This window comes from Pseudomonas sp. FSL W5-0299, from assembly GCF_005930655.1.
Taxonomy (GTDB): Bacteria; Pseudomonadota; Gammaproteobacteria; order Pseudomonadales; family Pseudomonadaceae; genus Aquipseudomonas; species Aquipseudomonas mandelii.
This window is the reverse complement of record NZ_RXHX01000033.1, coordinates 21,872-39,267: the sequence shown is the minus strand read 5'-3', so window position 1 is coordinate 39,267 and position 17,396 is coordinate 21,872. Positions and strand designations below refer to the sequence as shown.

Annotated in this window: 14 protein-coding genes; 4 read left to right on the top strand and 10 right to left on the bottom strand. The window is 57.5% G+C overall.

What is annotated here, in order from left to right; translation table 11 throughout:
• Positions 1–21 precede the first annotated feature (21 nt).
• Positions 22–1,347 carry an APC family permease gene (locus FHL16_RS27210; RefSeq protein WP_077749822.1) on the bottom strand — a complete coding sequence of 442 codons (1,326 nt, stop codon included), beginning with the start codon at positions 1,345–1,347 and terminating at the stop codon, positions 22–24.
• A gap of 223 nt (positions 1,348–1,570) precedes the next feature.
• Positions 1,571–2,392, bottom strand: coding sequence for a carbon-nitrogen hydrolase family protein (locus tag FHL16_RS27200; RefSeq protein ID WP_077749821.1), 822 nt, complete (start codon positions 2,390–2,392; stop codon positions 1,571–1,573).
• A 124-nt stretch (positions 2,393–2,516) separates the two neighbouring features.
• Here FHL16_RS27200 and FHL16_RS27195 point away from each other — a divergent pair, with 124 nt between their 5' ends.
• On the top strand, positions 2,517–3,317 hold the full coding sequence (locus tag FHL16_RS27195) for a helix-turn-helix transcriptional regulator (protein ID WP_059406091.1): 801 nt from the start codon (positions 2,517–2,519) through the stop codon (positions 3,315–3,317).
• A gap of 177 nt (positions 3,318–3,494) precedes the next feature.
• Complete coding sequence (locus FHL16_RS27190; RefSeq protein WP_077749820.1) at positions 3,495–5,114, top strand: FMN-binding glutamate synthase family protein; 1,620 nt, start codon at positions 3,495–3,497, stop codon at positions 5,112–5,114.
• A gap of 54 nt (positions 5,115–5,168) precedes the next feature.
• On the opposite strand, the gene FHL16_RS27185 is transcribed toward FHL16_RS27190, so the two are convergent.
• From FHL16_RS27185 to FHL16_RS27155, 7 genes are all read right to left on the bottom strand, one after another.
• Positions 5,169–6,590 (bottom strand): glycosyltransferase family 39 protein, encoded by a 1,422-nt coding sequence (locus tag FHL16_RS27185; RefSeq protein WP_077749819.1) that lies wholly within the window; start codon positions 6,588–6,590, stop codon positions 5,169–5,171.
• Positions 6,580–7,548, bottom strand: a complete 969-nt coding sequence (locus tag FHL16_RS27180) for a lysylphosphatidylglycerol synthase transmembrane domain-containing protein (protein WP_077749818.1) — start codon at positions 7,546–7,548, stop codon at positions 6,580–6,582. The genes FHL16_RS27185 and FHL16_RS27180 overlap by 11 nt, the downstream gene beginning before the upstream one ends.
• On the bottom strand, positions 7,545–8,285 hold the full coding sequence (locus FHL16_RS27175) for an SDR family oxidoreductase (protein ID WP_077749817.1): 741 nt from the start codon (positions 8,283–8,285) through the stop codon (positions 7,545–7,547). Before FHL16_RS27175 ends, FHL16_RS27180 begins: the two co-directional genes overlap by 4 nt.
• Positions 8,282–9,598, bottom strand: coding sequence for an FAD-binding oxidoreductase (locus FHL16_RS27170; protein ID WP_077749816.1), 1,317 nt, complete (start codon positions 9,596–9,598; stop codon positions 8,282–8,284). The genes FHL16_RS27175 and FHL16_RS27170 overlap by 4 nt, the downstream gene beginning before the upstream one ends.
• A 69-nt stretch (positions 9,599–9,667) precedes the next feature.
• Positions 9,668–11,107, bottom strand: coding sequence for a UbiA family prenyltransferase (locus FHL16_RS27165; protein ID WP_077749836.1), 1,440 nt, complete (start codon positions 11,105–11,107; stop codon positions 9,668–9,670).
• 26 nt (positions 11,108–11,133) lie between these two features.
• Positions 11,134–11,508, bottom strand: coding sequence for a GtrA family protein (locus FHL16_RS27160; RefSeq protein ID WP_077749815.1), 375 nt, complete (start codon positions 11,506–11,508; stop codon positions 11,134–11,136).
• A gap of 119 nt (positions 11,509–11,627) precedes the next feature.
• Entirely contained in the window at positions 11,628–13,133 is a 1,506-nt protein-coding gene (locus tag FHL16_RS27155; protein WP_077749814.1) for a glucosyltransferase domain-containing protein, read from the bottom strand.
• Between the two features lie 249 nt (positions 13,134–13,382).
• On the opposite strand from FHL16_RS27155, the gene FHL16_RS27150 reads away from it, so the two are divergent.
• On the top strand, positions 13,383–14,510 hold the full coding sequence (locus tag FHL16_RS27150) for an OpgC family protein (RefSeq protein ID WP_010457751.1): 1,128 nt from the start codon (positions 13,383–13,385) through the stop codon (positions 14,508–14,510).
• Positions 14,511–14,622: 112 nt separating this feature from the next.
• Here the strand turns inward: FHL16_RS27150 and FHL16_RS27145 are convergent, their stop codons facing one another.
• Positions 14,623–16,044, bottom strand: coding sequence for an amino acid permease (locus FHL16_RS27145; protein ID WP_010457753.1), 1,422 nt, complete (start codon positions 16,042–16,044; stop codon positions 14,623–14,625).
• 624 nt (positions 16,045–16,668) lie between these two features.
• Here FHL16_RS27145 and FHL16_RS27140 point away from each other — a divergent pair.
• Positions 16,669–17,127, top strand: coding sequence for an REP-associated tyrosine transposase (locus FHL16_RS27140; protein ID WP_077749813.1), 459 nt, complete (start codon positions 16,669–16,671; stop codon positions 17,125–17,127).
• Positions 17,128–17,396 lie beyond the last annotated feature (269 nt).

The window sequence follows — 17,396 nt, the reverse complement described above, 5'->3', positions numbered from 1 at the left end:
GGGTTTTGCAGGGATCCGAGGTCAGGTGGCTTCCTGGAAATCCATCTCCGGTGGCTGGCGGCGGAAGCCACCGGTCAGCACCGCCAGGTACACCACGCCAATCGCCAGCCAGCTCAGGCCCAGGTAGATCGCCAGGTGATCGAGGCTGACCATCAGCCACAAATCTGCCGCCAGGCCAATGAACGGGAATAACAGGAACAGCACGAACTCGCGCAGCCCTTTCTTTTCCCCTCCTATCCAGTAATGAAAGATCACCGACAAATTCACCAGACTGAACGCCAGGAACGCGCCGAAGTTGATGAACGAGGTCGAGGTGGTGACGTCCAGTTTCAGCGCCAGCAACGCGACCACGGCGCACAACAGGATGCTGTTGACCGGTGTGCCAAAGCGCTCATGCAAGCTGCCGAAAAATGATTTAGGCAGCACGCCGTCGCGGCCCATGGCGAACAACAGACGCGAACCACTGGCCTGAGCCGACAGGCCCGAGGCGAACTGGCCGACGATCAGGCCGATCAGGAAGATCGTCACGAACAGGTCGCCACCGATGTTGCGGGCGATTTCATAAGCGGCCGAGTCGACGCTGTCGAACTGGAACGAGGGATGGGCGATCTGCACGAAGTACGAGACGCTGACGAAGATCAGGCCGCCGATCAGGGTAATCAACATGATCGCCCGCGGAATGGTACGACGTGGGTCGCGGGTTTCTTCGGTCAGGGTGCTGACCGCGTCGAACCCGAGGAACGAGTAACAGGCGATGGCCGCGCCACTCATGATCAGCGGCATCTGCATGTCGCCGTTGAAGAACGGCTTGATCGACCACAACGGCGTGCTCGCATCGCCCCCGACGTAGTGGATGCACAGCGCGACGAAGGCGATCAGCACCAGGAACTGCACCAGCATCAGCAAGGCATTGATGCCGTTGGCCAGTTTCAGGCCGACGATGTTGATCGCGCTGGTGATGCCGATGAACGCCAGCACCCAGATCCACTGCGGCACGGCCGGGAACGCGGAATTGAGGTAGGCCGCACCGATCAGCCAGATCGCCATCGGCAGGAACAGATAGTCGAGCAGCACCGCCCAACCGGCGATGAACCCCAGCTTCGGGCTGATGGCCTTGCGGACATAGCTGTAGGCGGAACCGGCGACGGGGAATGCCGAGGCCATTCGGCCGTAGCTCATCGCGGTGAAAAACATCGCCACCAACGCCGCCAGATACGCGGCCGGGACCATGCCGGCGGTGGATTGAGCGAGAATGCCAAAGGTGCCGAGCACAATGATCGGCGTCATGTAGGCGATGCCGAACAGCACCACCGAACCCAATGACAGGGTGCGTTGCAAACGAGCCATGAGCGACTACTCCGAATTTATTAGATTTATGGCAGAGCCGAGTTCGGCGCTAAATATCGGGTGTTTCGTTGTTGTTTTGGGTGATCGGTCAAACAGGTGTGTTGTCTGTCAGGACCTCTTCGCGAGCAGGCTCGCTCCCACAGGGGTTCTGCAGTGGACACAAATCCAATGTGGGAGCGAGCCTGCTCGCGAAAGGGCCACTCGGAGCAATGCAACATCCGGATCAGCGCGAAGGAATCAGCAACTCCCGCACACCAGAAGCCTGCTCGACAATCTCACCCGGCAACTTCAGCCGCTGGTCATCCAGATACCGGTAATCCTTGCGTGCCGCCTCCAGCCGGCTGAAATCCAGCTCAACCGCAAACTGCCCTTCATCGCGTCCGGCCTCGAACAACAGGGTGCCGAGCGGATCCACCAGCGCACTGCCACCGGCAAACACCAATCCGTCATCACTCTCTTTGACCCGATTGACCATCAGCGCAAAGGCCTGGTTTTCCTGGGCCCGGGCCATGATCGCGGTGCGGTGAGTGGGGCCGTAAGGGTCCATGTTGCCGTTGGTGACGATCAGCAATTCGGCGCCCAGTTGCGCCAGGGCGCGGGCAGTTTCCGGGAATTCGATGTCGTAGCAGATCAGCAGACCGACCCGCACGCCGTTCCACTCGCAAGTGGCGTAACGGTCGCCCGCCTCGAACACGCCGCGATCCGACGCCCACAGGTGCGTCTTGCGGTATTTCAGGGCGATGCCTTCGGGGGTAATCAGCAGCGTGGTGTTGTAGAAGCGGCCGTTGTCGTTCTCGGCCATGCCGATCACCACGGCGATGTTGCGTTCGCGGGCAGCCGCCACGACGGCGCTGACCGTCGGCCCGTCCAGCGGTTCGGCGGTCTGGGCCACGGTGTCGGCAGTCGGAAAGCCCATCAGGTGGGTTTCCGGGAAGACGATCAGTTGCGTATCCGCGTGGCAGGCAGCGATGGCCGCCAAGGCGCGTTCGAGGTTGTACGCTGTGCCGTTGTCACGGCCCGCCAACTGGGCGAGTTCGACTTTCATGGGTATTCCTTGTTTTGGGCCGAGCGGCAGAAAGATTGCCCGGTCTGTGTCTGTGCGCCAGTATGCGCAGCAAGCCACCGGCCGGGGAATCACGCCGCTGGGGTAACCCGATAGGGGTAGAGGCATGACACTTTCGTTAGACGACATCGCGTGGCACCGCTCGGTCGGGCAACTGATCGACGCCCTCGACAAGCCCAACTTCTGGACGCAGCTGGTGCGCCTGCTGGATCAGTACGTGACCTTCGACAGTTGGGTGGCACTGCTTTTCAGCGCTGACCAGCACCCGCAGGTCTTCGCCGAGTGCCCGGGCGAGGACGGCAGCCCCGATCAGTTGTTTCAGGATTACCTGCGCGGGCTCTATCTGCTTGATCCGTTCTACATCGCCTGCCGCGAGCAATCGCGCACCGGCCTCTATCGGCTGTCGGAAGTGGCACCGGAGCACTTCGAGCTGACCGAGTATTACCAACGATACTTTCGTCTGAATGTGGTGGCCGACGAAATCCAGTTCAATTGCCAGCTCGAAGGGGACCGCACCTTGTGCCTGTCATTGGGCAGCAAGCAGCGTTTCAGCGGTCAGCAGATTGCCTTGCTGTCGCTGATCCAGCCGTGGGTGCTCGGCCTGTTGCGCCAGCGCCTGCCCTACGAAATCAACGAAGTCGTGGCTCTCGCACCAGCACCGATCCAGGGCGATTGGCGCGTGCAGCTGGAAGCCTCGGTGCAACAACTCAAGGGCGCGCAGTTGACCGCCCGGGAACTGGATGTCGGGCGCTTGATGCTCAGCGGTTGCTCCAGTAAAGAAATCGCCCGTAAGCTGGAAATCTCCGTCGAAACCGTGAAAGTCCATAAGAAACACATGTACAGCAAGCTGGGGATCAAATCCCAGTCCGAGCTGTTTTCGATATTTCTCCAGGCGCAAAACGCCTGATTGCAACGCGGAGTGCTTTTTACTGTGGGAGCGAGCCTGCTCGCGATTGCGGTCTTTCATTCAGCATTGATGTCGACTGAACCACCGTAATCGCGAGCAGGCTCACTCCCACAGGGATCTGTGTGTATCCATGCACCTGCCGCGTTGAAATTATTGAGTCCGAACCAAGGAACCCGTATGAGCCTGTCACTCCTGAGCCGCTACGCCTTCTTTGCTGCCTGTGTGATTTTCACCCTCGCCAGCTTGCCCTTCCTGGAACACGACTGGCTCTGGCCAATCACCGCCGTGACGGGCGTCCTGAGTCTGGTGGGCCTGTTCGATCTGCTGCAAAGCCCTCACGCAGTGCGGCGCAACTACCCGATCCTGGGCAATATTCGCTATCTGGTGGAGGGCATTCGCCCGGAGATCCGCCAGTACCTGCTCGAATCCGACAGCGACGCCCTGCCCTTCTCCCGGGCCCAGCGCTCGCTGGTCTATTCCCGGGCCAAGAATGAAAGCGCCGACAAACCCTTCGGCACGCTGATCGATGTATACCAATCGGGTTTCGAATTCATCGGCCACTCGATGCGCCCGGCGCCGTTGAGCGACCCGAGCAATTTCCGCGTCATCGTCGGCGGCCCACAGTGCACCCAGCCGTACTCGGCCTCGGTGTTCAACATCTCGGCCATGAGCTTCGGCTCGCTGAGCGCCAACGCCATTCGCGCGTTGAACCAGGGTGCCAAACTCGGCAACTTTGCCCACGATACCGGCGAAGGCAGCATCAGCGCGTATCACCGGGAAAACGGCGGCGACCTGACCTGGGAACTGGGCAGTGGCTACTTTGGTTGCCGTACCGCTGATGGGCGCTTCGATCCTGAACGCTTCGCCGCACAAGCGCAGACGCCGCAAGTGCGGATGATCGAAATCAAGATGTCGCAAGGGGCTAAACCCGGGCATGGCGGCATCCTGCCCAAGCACAAAGTCACCAAGGAAATCGCCGAAACCCGCGGCATCCTGATGGGCGAAGACTGCATCTCGCCGTCTCGGCACAGCGCATTTTCCACGCCGATCGAACTGATGCAGTTCATCCAGCAGTTGCGTGAACTGTCCGGCGGCAAACCGGTGGGCTTCAAGTTCTGCCTCGGTCACCCGTGGGAATTCATGGGTATCGCCAAGGCCATGCTGGAAACCGGCATCCTCCCGGACTTCATCGTGGTCGACGGCAAAGAAGGCGGCACCGGCGCCGCGCCCGTAGAGTTCACCGACCACATCGGCGTGCCGATGCGCGAGGGCCTGCTGTTCGTGCACAACACCCTGGTGGGCCTGAACCTGCGGGACAAAATCAAACTCGGTGCCAGCGGCAAGATCGTCAGTGCCTTCGACATCGCCAGCGTCCTGGCCATCGGCGCCGACTGGGCCAACTCGGCGCGCGGCTTCATGTTTGCCATCGGCTGCATCCAGTCGCAAAGCTGCCACACCAACAAATGCCCGACCGGCGTCGCCACTCAAGACACCCTGCGCCAGCGTGCGCTGGTGGTCCCGGACAAAGCCCAGCGGGTCTTCAACTTTCACCGCAACACACTCAAGGCCCTGGCGGAAATGCTCGCGGCTGCCGGCCTCGATCACCCATCGCAGTTGTCGGCCAAACACCTGGTGCGGCGCATGTCGGCGACCGAGATCAAGTTGTTCTCGCAGTTGCATGTGTTCTTGAAGCCGGGGGAATTGCTCACCGGTGAAGTGAATGGCGAGTTTTATTCACGGATGTGGCAGATGGCGCGGGCGGACAGTTTTGAGCCTAATGAGGTGGTTGCTGCGTAAATCACACGCTGTCAGCCGCGTCGCTAAAGCGGCTGTCAGCTTCTCCCTACTTTTTCATAGACAAGGAGGATTGGACCGAAATTCAAGTATGACCGAATCACCTTTTTTTGTTTCCTTCAGTAAATCAACGCAGTATTCCTTCATAAACCTTTCGCCAGGAAGTTGTACCTCACGCGTTCCGAGAAAATAAAACACGGCCGGACGATCTGGCGACAGCAAGTCGCTTTCCAGCTGCTTGAAACTTCTGACTGTTGTTGACGAGCCTAATAATCTGAAGTACTGATCAAACTCTATAAACTGGCTTGCATAGAGTGGCTCACGGATCTGCTGTTCGATCACATCCTTAACCAGATCACGCATTTGACTGACGGGCTTTAACTGATTTTCAAGCGTAAATATGGGTCTCTCATGGGTATACAACGGCGTCATCGAAAAACATAACACGACAACTCCAACTGCCACCTGAGCCCATTGATCTTTAAAAAGACTGATGGCAAACGCGAGCACTATCAATAGCGCCGGCAGCAAGATTATCAAGCTTCGCATGGTCAAAACAGGTTGAACATAAAGGGAACGCACATAAGGAATGACGGTACACGTCACGAGCCAGAAAATAATTAGTCGAAGTACTTCACGGTGTCGTTCTGCCTTCATCAGGCACACACTGCCTATCATTAACAGCGCGGCACACATCACAGACAAAGGTAAACTTCCAAAATACAGGTTGAAGAGATCGATAAAAAACCGGTTATTGGGTGGTGGGACCCAAAATCCCTGACGGTGAAAATTTAAATAAACATACGAAACATGCGGTGCGATGCTCAGCAATATAAACAAACCTGCCAAGCCAAAGCGATACAAAAGCCTTTTATCGAATGACGTCTCAACCCATCTTGATAACACCAATAACGCTTGGGCGGTCACCACCAAAAATCCGAAATAGTGCGTATTGACAAGCAGTGCCGCCGATAGCGCATAAATAGCGACGTGACGTCCATCAAGGCCTCCAATCGCCTTGATGAAAGTGACGAACGAAACTGTGGTCAATAAAGCCAACAATTCGTAAGAGCGTGTCTCTTGAGAATACGTAATCAAATAGAAATTAACTGCCACAAGCCAGGCAGCAATCAACCCTACTCGACAATTGAACATTTGCCTTCCAAGAAGGAATGCAACCGGGATCAACAGGATCCCGAAAATAACCGACAGGTACCTTCCAACCATCTCGCCAAAACCAAACAACTTGTAAAAAAACCATAAAAACAACTGATAAAAAGGTGGATGCACGTCCACCAGTGATCGTTGATAGACCTCAAGAAAACTGTTATCGGGATGACTGGTGGCAACACTGAAAACCTCATCAAGCCACAGAGCATCAACCGTAATATTACGCAATCGTAAGTAACCACCAAAAATAATGGCCACTACCAAAATCATGTAAACCGTCAAACTTTCCCTGTTCAATCTAAGCTTCATCCGATAGGCGCCTATTGTTATTGTTGATATTGATTAACACCACACTCCCCAACCCCACCGCAAACCACAACGTCGCCAACCGCAGCAAAACAGTCGCCGCAATCGCATCAGCCACCGCGACATCACTGGACACCAACAACGTCACCATCACCGCTTCGGCACTGCCAAGCCCGCCCGGCATAAAACTCAAGGCGCCAGCCAGCATCGAAACCGCATAAACGAACATCGCGAACGTCAGCGGAACATCGACGCCCATCGCATTCAATATCCAGTAAAACGCCAGCGCTTCGAGGCTCCAGGCCGACAGGCTCAACACCACTGTGCCAATCAAACGCTGAGGGCTGTGGCAACGTTGGGATTGGCGCAGCACGTAAATAACGTTGTGCAACAGCCGAAACATCCATCCGCGTCCCCGGGAAATACGCCGTTCAACAGCGTCAATCAGTTGTTGTCGAGAGACGAGCAACAAACCGCAGGTCACCATCACCAGACAGGCGACAATCATCGAAAGCCACTCGGGATAGCGGCTAAGACCCAGCAAGGCCAATAACACCATGGCCATCAGGTCCGAAAGACGCTCACTGACAAACGCGGCGAAACTGCTGCCGTAAGGAACGTCCCAGCGCTTGAGCAACACCCCGCGCAGAGCTTCGCCGGCTTTGCCCGGTGTGGTCGTCAAGGCAAACCCCGCGAGGTAGATTTTCAGGCCAGGTCGCCACGGCAAAGGATGCCCCAGAGCATTCAGGTAAACCTGCCAACGCAAGAAGCGCAGGCCATAGCTGATCAGGATGAGTGCGGCAATCTGCGCCCCACCGAGCCACCCGACTCGGCTCACGGCACCGCCCACCGCCTGCCATCCGCCCCAAAGGGAAATGCCCAGGTAAGCCAGTGCCGAAAAGGCCACCGAACCGATCAAGACCCGATAGCGCCACCCGGAGAGGAACAGCACCTGGCTCACAGGTTCAACCTCTTAAACAATGGCTGTGGCAATCGGCAAATCAGCCACATGACCCAGGCCCAGAACCCCGGCACATACAGAACCGACACCCGACGCTCGATGCCCCCGACAATGCGCTGTGCGACCACCTCTGGTTGCGCAACCAGCAATGTCGGCAACGCCAGCCCCTGGGTCATCGGTGTATCGACAAAGCCGGGCTTGATGGTCATCACGTGCACACCCAACTTGAACATCTGTGCACGCAAGCCTTCGCAAAAGGTCGAGACGGCCGCCTTGGCTGAACCATACAAGTAGTTGGAAGGACGCCCTCGATCACCCGCGACGGAAGAAATAACTGCCAGAGTACCGCTACGCTGAACGGCCATTTGCCTGGCCAACACCGTCAATAGCGCAATCACCGAAGTGCCGTTGTTGGCAAACTCCGTCAGTGCCAGTTCGACGTTTTGTTCGCAAGCGGATTGATCCGGCAAGGTACCGTGAGCGATCAGGCAGATGTCGATCGATTGCAAGGCATCCAGACAGCATTCCAGCATGACGGCATGCGCGGCAGTGTCGGTGGCGTCCAACAAATAGGACGTCACCCCGCTCGCGCCTCGAGTCAACAGGTCGGCGCTGGTATGCTGCAGTTTTTGCGGATCGCGCGCGACCAGAAAAAACTCGCCGTGGTCTGCCGCCCAAAGTCGCGCGCAAGCGGTCGCGATGGCTGAAGTAGCCCCCACAATCAGTATTTTTTTCATCGGGTGACTCGCTCCCAAAAGCGAGAAATGAGGGCTGGATCGCGCATCGTCTCCAACTGCTCCCAAGCCGGATAGGCCCGGCGAAAATCGCTGCCGCTCATGTGCGCATCCTTGGCCGGATAGAGCCGGCCACCCGCCTCCCGAACGATGGCATCAAGACGAGGCAGCAGTGTGTTCGTCAGCACGCTGTTCTGTGGAAAATCCAGCGCCAGCGACGTCCCCGGCATCGGAAATGAAAGCAGCCCCGGCGAAACAAAATCGCCACAGCGCTTGAGTACCGCGAGAAAAGATCCCGTGCCGCTGGCGGCAATGGATTTGAGCAACTGAGCCAAGGCGACTTCGGCAACTGATTCAGGCAATACGCACTGAAACTGCTGAAAACCTTTGCGCCCGTAGACTCGATTCCAGCGCTCGATACGATCCAGCGGATAGAAAAACGAACTATACGGAGTGGTTTGGCGTTCTCGCCCCGCCGGCTGCAGATGCCAATAACTGCGATTGAAGATATTCAGAGAAAGCGGGTTGACCAGGGACAATGGCGGCCTGATCGGGATTCGCAACGAGCGGGACGACTCGACTTGGAGCGGCCCCTGTTCGCTATGCGTGCCAACGGTAAAGACACCACGCCCTTGTTCGCGTCCCTTTGCCAGGCAATCGATCCAGGCCACGCTGTACTCGTGCACAGGATCCAGTTCAGCGGACAGCGCGAAAAACTCGCCCAAATGATCAAACCGCATCCGAATCGTATCGATAAGACTGGATTCGATTTTGCGCAGACGGATGCTCACCCAACTGATGATGCCCGTCAGGCCCAATCCGCCGATCGTGGCGGCAAACCACTGCGGGTTTTCCACGGGTGAGCACACCATGGGCGGTTGCGCGGAACGATGCAGGCCAAAGCTCAGCACCGAGGAGGCAAACGTTCCGCGCCGGTGATGATTCTTGCCATGAACGTCATTGGCCAGAGCGCCTCCGAGCGTGACATGGCGCGTCCCCGGCGTGACGTCCAGAAACCACCCACGGGGGATCGACAGTTGCAAAATTTCACCGAGCGTGACCCCCGCTTCGGCACAAATCTCTCCTGTTTGCCAGTCCGCTTCGACAAAACGGTTCAAGGAGCGCAGGTGCAGCACGTGATCGCTGCTGGCCAGGCAGCTGTCACCGTAACTGCGACCATTACCAAACGGCAACGTCGTGCCGTAGGTATCGTTCAACCGTTGCAGGTGTTGTTCCAGATCACTTCGCCATGCGCATGAATGGCCTGTTTGCGGTGCCGAAGGGTAATGCCCCCACGAGGTCAATTGATCATTCATCGTTCGAACCGGCATCGGTAAAAATGGAAACCGCCGCCGAGCAAGCGCGCATACGCCCAAAGCAGCGCTTCATGCCGCTAACCAGAAAATCAGGCCAAACATCGCGCCCATCGCCAGACTCAGGCGATCCCTAAGCGCAAAGATCACAGGGTCGTCGTTCATCCTGCCGCGATGAGTCAGCATCCAGATACGGGTGATCCAGAACAGCAACAATGGACAGGCGAACCAGATCATCCGCGGAAAGGCATAGAGCGCGATTGTGGCGTTGTCATGGATGTACAACGCAAGAACCATCACCGACAGGTATCCCGACGCGGCCCCTAATGAGGAAAGCATCGCCAGGTCGGCAGGATAGTAATCACGGCCACCGGTTTTCCCGGTAATGCCATTACGCAGTGCCGCCTGGAGTTCGGCATAACGCTTGACCAGTGCCAGGCTCAAAAACATGAACATCGAAAACGCCAGCATCCAGACCGTCAGCTCCAGTTCGAGCGCCGCACCGCCGGCAATGATCCGCAGGGTATAAAGCAAGGCCAGAGCAATCACATCCAACGCCATGATCCGTTTCAACACCAGCGAATAGATCAGCGTCAACACGTAGTAAGTGGCCAGTACGGCGGCAAACTGCCGGGGCAGCCACCACCAGGCGCCAGCAAAAGAGATAAACAATAAACAGGGGAATGCGACCAGGCCGGACTTGATCGACAACCGTCCACTGGCAAAGGGTCGATTGCGTTTGCTCGGATGTCTTCGATCATCCTCCAGGTCCAGCAGGTCATTCAGAACATACACCCCGGAGGCGCATAACCCGAAAAATACGAAAGCCAACAAACTGTGCAAGAGCAGGAGCGGATTGCTGATCTGATGCGCGGCCAGCAGCGGTACAAATATCAGGGCATTTTTCGCCCATTGATGAATGCGAATCGCCTTGTACCAATCCCTGAAATTCGTCGCGCCTGAACGAACCACTTCAACGACGTTGTCCAGACTCTCGATGGCCAGCCCGACGCCTGGCAGAGGATTGACGACATAGGCCCGTTCTGCCGAACGCCATATCGGCAGATCATCAAGAGCATTGCCAACGTAATCAAAACCGCTCTCACCGTACAACGCGACCAGCAAATCACGCTTGTGCGTGCCCGATAGATTGCACTCCAGGCTCGTAGCCAGGACGTCATCAAACACCTTCAAGTGCTCGGCGATACGCATCGCCAGTAAATGATGACTGGCTGTGGCCAACACAATTATCCGCCCTTGCTTGCGCTGCTCCTCGATCATGGCCAGCACTTCAGGATCGAAGGGCAGCAAGGTGACGTCGATATCCGTCGCCTCGGCCAACTGTTCTTTCAAAAACGCTTTGCCGCGACATAGCCAAACCAGAGGTTTCAAGCAGTGCCAGGGATTGCTACGAACAAAAGCCATGGCGCTTTCGAACAGAAGATCGGACCTTAGGAGTGTTCCATCCAGATCGACAACAAACGGTCGGGGCGGCACGGTGAGTCGATTCATTGGGTGCGCCGCGCGCTGAAAACCGTTCACGCTTCGCGCTCGCCATACAGGACAAATCTCGAAAAAAAGAGCCCGCAGATCAGACTCAACAGCGAGAACGACCCTACGGTCACCAGCCCGTGGATTTTCCAGACATCAGCGTAATGTCCGACGACGAAACTCATGCCCCCCATGAAAAACACATACAGCAGATAACGAAGTACCGACGCCCCGGCCTCAAACGTGTAGAGCGCATGCACATAGAATGAGAACGTCGCGGCCACACAAAACGCCGAAAAATTACTGGCAGCCTGACTCAGCTCGGCCGCGATGGTGAGTACGTAAAATATCTGCCAATGGATCAACGTATTGGCTACGCCAACAACCGCATACGTGGAGAACTCTTTCCATAAGGCTTTCATGTTCGGTCCTTGAACTGTCGTTGTTTCAGGTGCGGTTCAAACCTAAAGTCGAGTACGGGTGCGCGTCTACTGTAAGAACTAACAGGTAGCGCGGCATTCCAGACCAATGGTCACGGGGTTCACCACTGGAGAGAGCGGACCCGGGCGGGTTCTTTCATGACAATAAAGCCGTAGTCCCCCAGCAGATAAATCCGATAAAACAGACTGTCCACCAGCGGTGGATACCCCTGATAACCCACCAGCGTCGCGTTACGCCGTTCCTTTTCCCTGACCACATTGGTGATGCCTGTTTTCGGCAGATTTTCCGCGAGCATGTAGAAATCGATGTTCAACAAGTAATGCAAAACCGGCATCTGCTTGAACGACCCGGCGGCCCCCACCAGCCAGTGATCGGAGTACGTCACCGACATATAAATGCGCTTGGCTTCGCGCAACGCCGGGCGCGAAGCAATGTCGGCACTCAAGGCGTACAGCGCATTCGTCGCGAAGGTTTTTTGTAACGTCAGCACCCGTCCATACGCGAAGGAAAGCGAAAGCATCGCCAACAATGGGACCAGCAACAGCAGCGGCAGCTTTCCGTGGACCGACGCCAGCGCCAGATGGCTCAGGTAGAACAGCAATACGAGCACGACAGCAAAGCCCATCAAGGTGCGGGCGCCTTCATTGAAGTCGCGGAAAAACAATGAGACGCCCGGCACCAGCACCATCAGGACGGGCAAGATCAACAGGCACAGCAGGCCGATCATGGTTTTGTTCAGCCCAGTACCCGCACGCTCCAGCACGCGCTGTCCCACGCGCACGGCACCGAACAGGGCGCACAGCAACAGCGCGGCGAATACCCAGGCAAAGCCGCCATGGAACAGCAGCACGATTTTTTCCAGCACCCAGCCCGCGCTGGTTTCAATTTGCTGCAACGGCGCTGCTGCCCCGTTCAACAATGAGGTGCGCTTCTGAGTCATGAAGGAATAGGCGGTGGCGTAATAGATCAACCCTGCCAGACCCACCTGTACAACTTTGCAGCCGATCAATCGCCACCACGCAGGCCATGCCAATGGGTCGTCCGTGCGCCGCAGCAACTCCATACAACACAGACCGAGAAACACATTAAAGCTGACCTGATAAAGCCCGATGGCCAAGGCGATCAGCGCGGCCGGTATCAGCAGGTGCTGAACACGCGAAGGGCTTTGAAAGGTGATCGCGTAGATCACCGCCACCAGGCTGAGCGCCATGCTCGGTCCGTCGTATTGGTACGACAGGTTTTGCAGGAAGAACGGGTTGTACCAAAGCGGCAGCACCACCAGGCAATGGGCGAACGTCGGTTCGGGGAAATAGTGAAACGTCAGCCGGGTCAGGGCCCAGCTCATCGCCAGCGTGGCGATCAACAGCGGCAGCGGGAAGATGTTCGGCGCGGCGCCGCTGAAGGTCAGCAGGTTGTAGAACCACTGCGCGAACAGCCGGCCGTCCTCCGCCCAGCCGGTACCCGCGGCCAGGGCACGCCAGTTGTCATCGATGTAGGGATAATCCGCGAGGATCAGCGGCAGGATGTACACCAGCGTCGCAAAAAGAAACAACAACCAGACTTGGCGGCCGGTGAGTTCTTTGTCGAGCCATTCGCTGATCTGCATGCCGGCGCCTCAAGGGAATTCCGCCTTCAATCAATAAAGCTTTGAACCTCGACGGTCGTCAGAGATCGCCGACCTGCGTGTCTTTTAGACAGGCGGTTGTCGCCTCGGCAGTGCACAGAGACACTCCGTAATATCCGCACTTTGCAATTGCCGCCGAATCCCTGCACCCTGCGCGCCGCCAATGTGCAGCGCGCAACCTTTTGTGTCGCCGGCGCTCCTACTTCAAACCCCGTTCCAGAGCCCGCAGCCATGACGACTGAACGCGATCACCGGATCGACTTTTTCCGAGGCCTGGCGCTGATCTTCATTTTCTGGGATCACGTGCCCCACAACCCGCTGGGTCAAATCACTCTGCGTAACGTCGGCTTCAGCGATGCCGCCGAAGTCTTCGTGTTCCTCGCCGGTTACGCGGCGGTCCTGGCCTACGGCAAGATCCTGGCCCGCGACGGTTACCTGATTGCCTGCGTGAAAATCCTGCGCCGCGCCTGGGTGCTGTATGTGGTGCATATTTTCCTGCTGGCGATGCTGATGGGCATCGTGTTCTTCGCCAACAGCCATGTGGAGACCCGAGATCTGGTGGAGGAGATGGGCATGCACCACTTCATCAGCAATCCGCAGCAAGCCTTGATCGATGAGTTGCTGTTGCGCTTCAAACCGAACCTGATGGACCCATTGCCGCTCTACATCGTGCTACTGGCCGGTTTGCCGCTGGTGCTGCCGATATTTGTGCGCAAACCATGGGTGGTGGTGGCGATGTCGTTTGCGGTGTACCTGACGGTGCCGTTGTTCGGCTGGAATCTGGCGGCCATCAAGGACGGCGTGTGGTACTTCAACCCCGTCGCCTGGCAACTGTTGTTCGTACTCGGCGGTGCCGCTGCGATTCACACGCAGCGCCCACGCTTGCCCGACAGGCGCCCGTTGCTGCGCCAGCCATTGTTTGTGAGTGCGGCGTTATACGCAGGCGTCGCCGGTGTACTGACCGTATTGTGGCGGTGGCCGCAACTGCATGATGCGATGGTTCCGACCAGCCTGAGCAATCTGTTGTACCCGATCAGCAAGACCGACCTGTCGCCGGTGCGACTGCTGCACTTCCTGGCGCTGGCGTATGTCACGGCGAAACTGTTGCCGGACACTGGCTGGACGCAGAACTGGCTGGCCCGGCAATGCAGTCGCATGGGCCGTTATTCGCTGGAAGTGTTCTGCCTCGGGGTGTTGCTCGCGCCGCTGGCAGACATGATCAATGCCCTGACCGACGATGCGTTTGCCATGCAAATCTTCACCGCGCTGGTGGGTGCAGGATTGATGGGGTTGTTGGGGGTTTGGCTGGATTTCAACAAGCGCCTGACCGCACCGATTCAACCGGTCGCCGTCCATTAAGAAACTCCGCGCCTTTGTGGCGAGCCAGCTCGCTCGCCACCGGAGATTTCGTCAGCCAATAAAAAAGGCCCCGGCCAATGGACCGGGGCTTTTGCGTTTCAGGCGTTACGACTTACGCAGCCGAACGCACCGCACCTTGCGACACATTGGTCGGTTGCAGCTTGAACACGTAGAACAACACCGTCAGCAGCACCAGGAACGCCGGGCCGACGTACAGCGCCACGCGGGTTTCCGGGAAGTAAGCCATCAGGCCGACCACCAACACCAGGAACGCCAGCGCCAGGTACGAGCTGACCGGGTACAGCCACATCTTGTATTTCAGACCGGCACGTTCGCTGGCACTCAGGCCTTTGCGGAACTTGAGCTGGGCCAGCAGGATCATCACCCAGGTCCAGATCGCGCCGAAAGTGGCAATCGCCGTCACCCAGACGAAGACTTTTTCCGGGACCATATAGTTGAGCAGCACGCCCAGCAACAGCACGAAGATCGACAACAGCAACGCGCGACGGGGCACGCCGTTGCTCGATGTGGTGGCAAAACCGGCCGGGGCCTGGCCATTCTGCGCCAGGCTGTAAAGCATGCGCCCGGTGCTGAAGATGCCACCATTGCAGGACGACAGCGCTGCGGTGATTACCACAAAGTTGATGATGCCGGCCGCGGTCTTGATCCCCAGGCGTTCGAACGTCATCACGAACGGACTGCCCTGGGTGCCGATTTCGTTCCACGGGTAGATCGACAGGATCACGAACAACGCGCCGACGTAGAACAGCAGAATCCGCCAGAACACCGAGCCGATCGCGTTGGGAATGGTCTTCTGCGGGTTCTTCGCTTCACCGGCGGTCAGGCCGATCATCTCGACACCGAGGTAGGCGAACATCACCATCTGCAGCGACATCAATACGCCTTGCACGCCGTTGGGCATGAAGCCGCCGTGGGCCCAGAGATTGGAAATCCCCAGCGCCACGCCGTCATTGCCGAAACCGAACGCGATCACGCCGATACCGCCGATCACCATCGCAATGATGGTGACGATCTTGATCAGGGCGAACCAGAACTCGAATTCACCGAAGGCTTTCACCGCGATCAGGTTGATCGAACCCATGCTGATCAACGCGGCGAGTGCCCAGATCCAGCGCGGCACATCAGGGAACCAGACGCCCATGTACACCGCCACGGCGGTGATTTCCGCGACACAGGTCACCAGCCACAGGAACCAGTAATTCCAGCCTGTCAGGAAGCCCGCCAAGGGGCCGAGGTAGTCTTGAGCGTAACGGCTGAAGGAGCCGGCGACCGGGTTGTGCACGGCCATCTCACCGAGGGCGCGCATGATCACCAGGATCGCCAGACCGCCGATGATGTAGGACAGCATGATGGCGGGGCCGGCCATTTCGATGGCCTTGGCCGAACCGAGGAACAGACCGACGCCGATACACGCTCCGAGCGCCATCAAGCGGATATGCCGTTCGCCGAGTTCGCGTTTAAGCGGGCCGCCCTGAGCGGTCTCGCCATGGGGCAGATGATTGCCGACTGGCATAGGGGTACAACCTCGTCTTGTTATTGGATATGACCACCGAGTAACAAAGCGCTGACCGGTAAGCCATTGCTTCTGAGAAACCGGGCCTGCTTCGTGAGCAAACCCGTCTTGCAGGACAACACCGGCAAGATCAGCGGGGCGTGCAGTATAAAAAGCTTCGTACAGGGTTTTTCACTCTATAAACCACAACATTCAGCCAGAACTCTCGGGAAAAGCCCGGTTAGCGGAGGGGCATTACCTGACTTTTGTAGGATCTTTCACCAACTGAAACGCCGCCGAGTATTGCACAGCATTGGTGCATCGTCATGCCCCTGGCCGGGCCTTATTTGCTATTCGACGTGTCTAGGAAGGGCATTTCAGGCAGGCACTACCTGTGGCGAGGGAGCTTGCTCCCGCTCGGCTGCGCAGCAGTCGCAAAACCTGTGATCGCGGTTCTGCTGAAAGACCGAGATGGCAAATTCGGGTCTGCTCCGCAGCCCAGCGGGAGCAAGCTCCCTCGCCACAAAGCAGTGTTTACGGGTGAATCCTTCAAGAGTTCCGGAAATTTCAGTCAACAAATGCAGCTACATGTAGGCAGATCAGCGATTAGGGTTAGCGGGATCCAGTCCAAAAGGAAGCAACGGAATGCATCCACACCCGAACTCACACCGGCTACGCCATGGACGTTTTTCAGAACAAGGTCGGGCCTATCTCCTCACCGCCGTTGTGCATCGACGACTTCCTCTGTTCGATGATTGGCAATTGGGACGCCTGCTAGTCGCCGAGTTGAGACGAGTTCATGATCAGGAGTGGGTCAACTCTATTGCTTGGGTGATCATGCCTGACCATTTCCACTGGTTGGTGCAGCTGGAGCAACGCTCTTTGATGCGGGTCATGCAAGCCATCAAATCCCGCAGTACGCTCACGATCAACCGGGCTTTGAACAGTGCAGGCGCATTCTGGCAAAGCGGCTTCCATGATCGAGCGATCCGCGACGGGGAAGAACTGCTGCCGTTCGCCCGTTACATCGTCGCAAATCCCTTGCGCGCAGGGCTTGTGGATAAAATCGGTGACTACCCTTTATGGGACGCCTGCTGGCTCTGAAACTCCGAATTGAAACTACCTGTCCCAATGTGGCGAGGGAGCTTGCTCCCGCTCGGCTGCGCAGCAGTCGCAAAACCTGTGATCGCGGTTCTGCTGAAAGACCGAGATGGCAAATTCGGGTCTGCTCCGCAGCCCAGCGGGAGCAAGCTCCCTCGCCACAGGGAATGGGGAATATTTGAGATCTGTGCGTCCACAATTTCTTCACCATCGCCAACCACCGACTAAGCTTCAGACAAGTCAGATCAATCTGCGTGAATGGATCAGTCGAC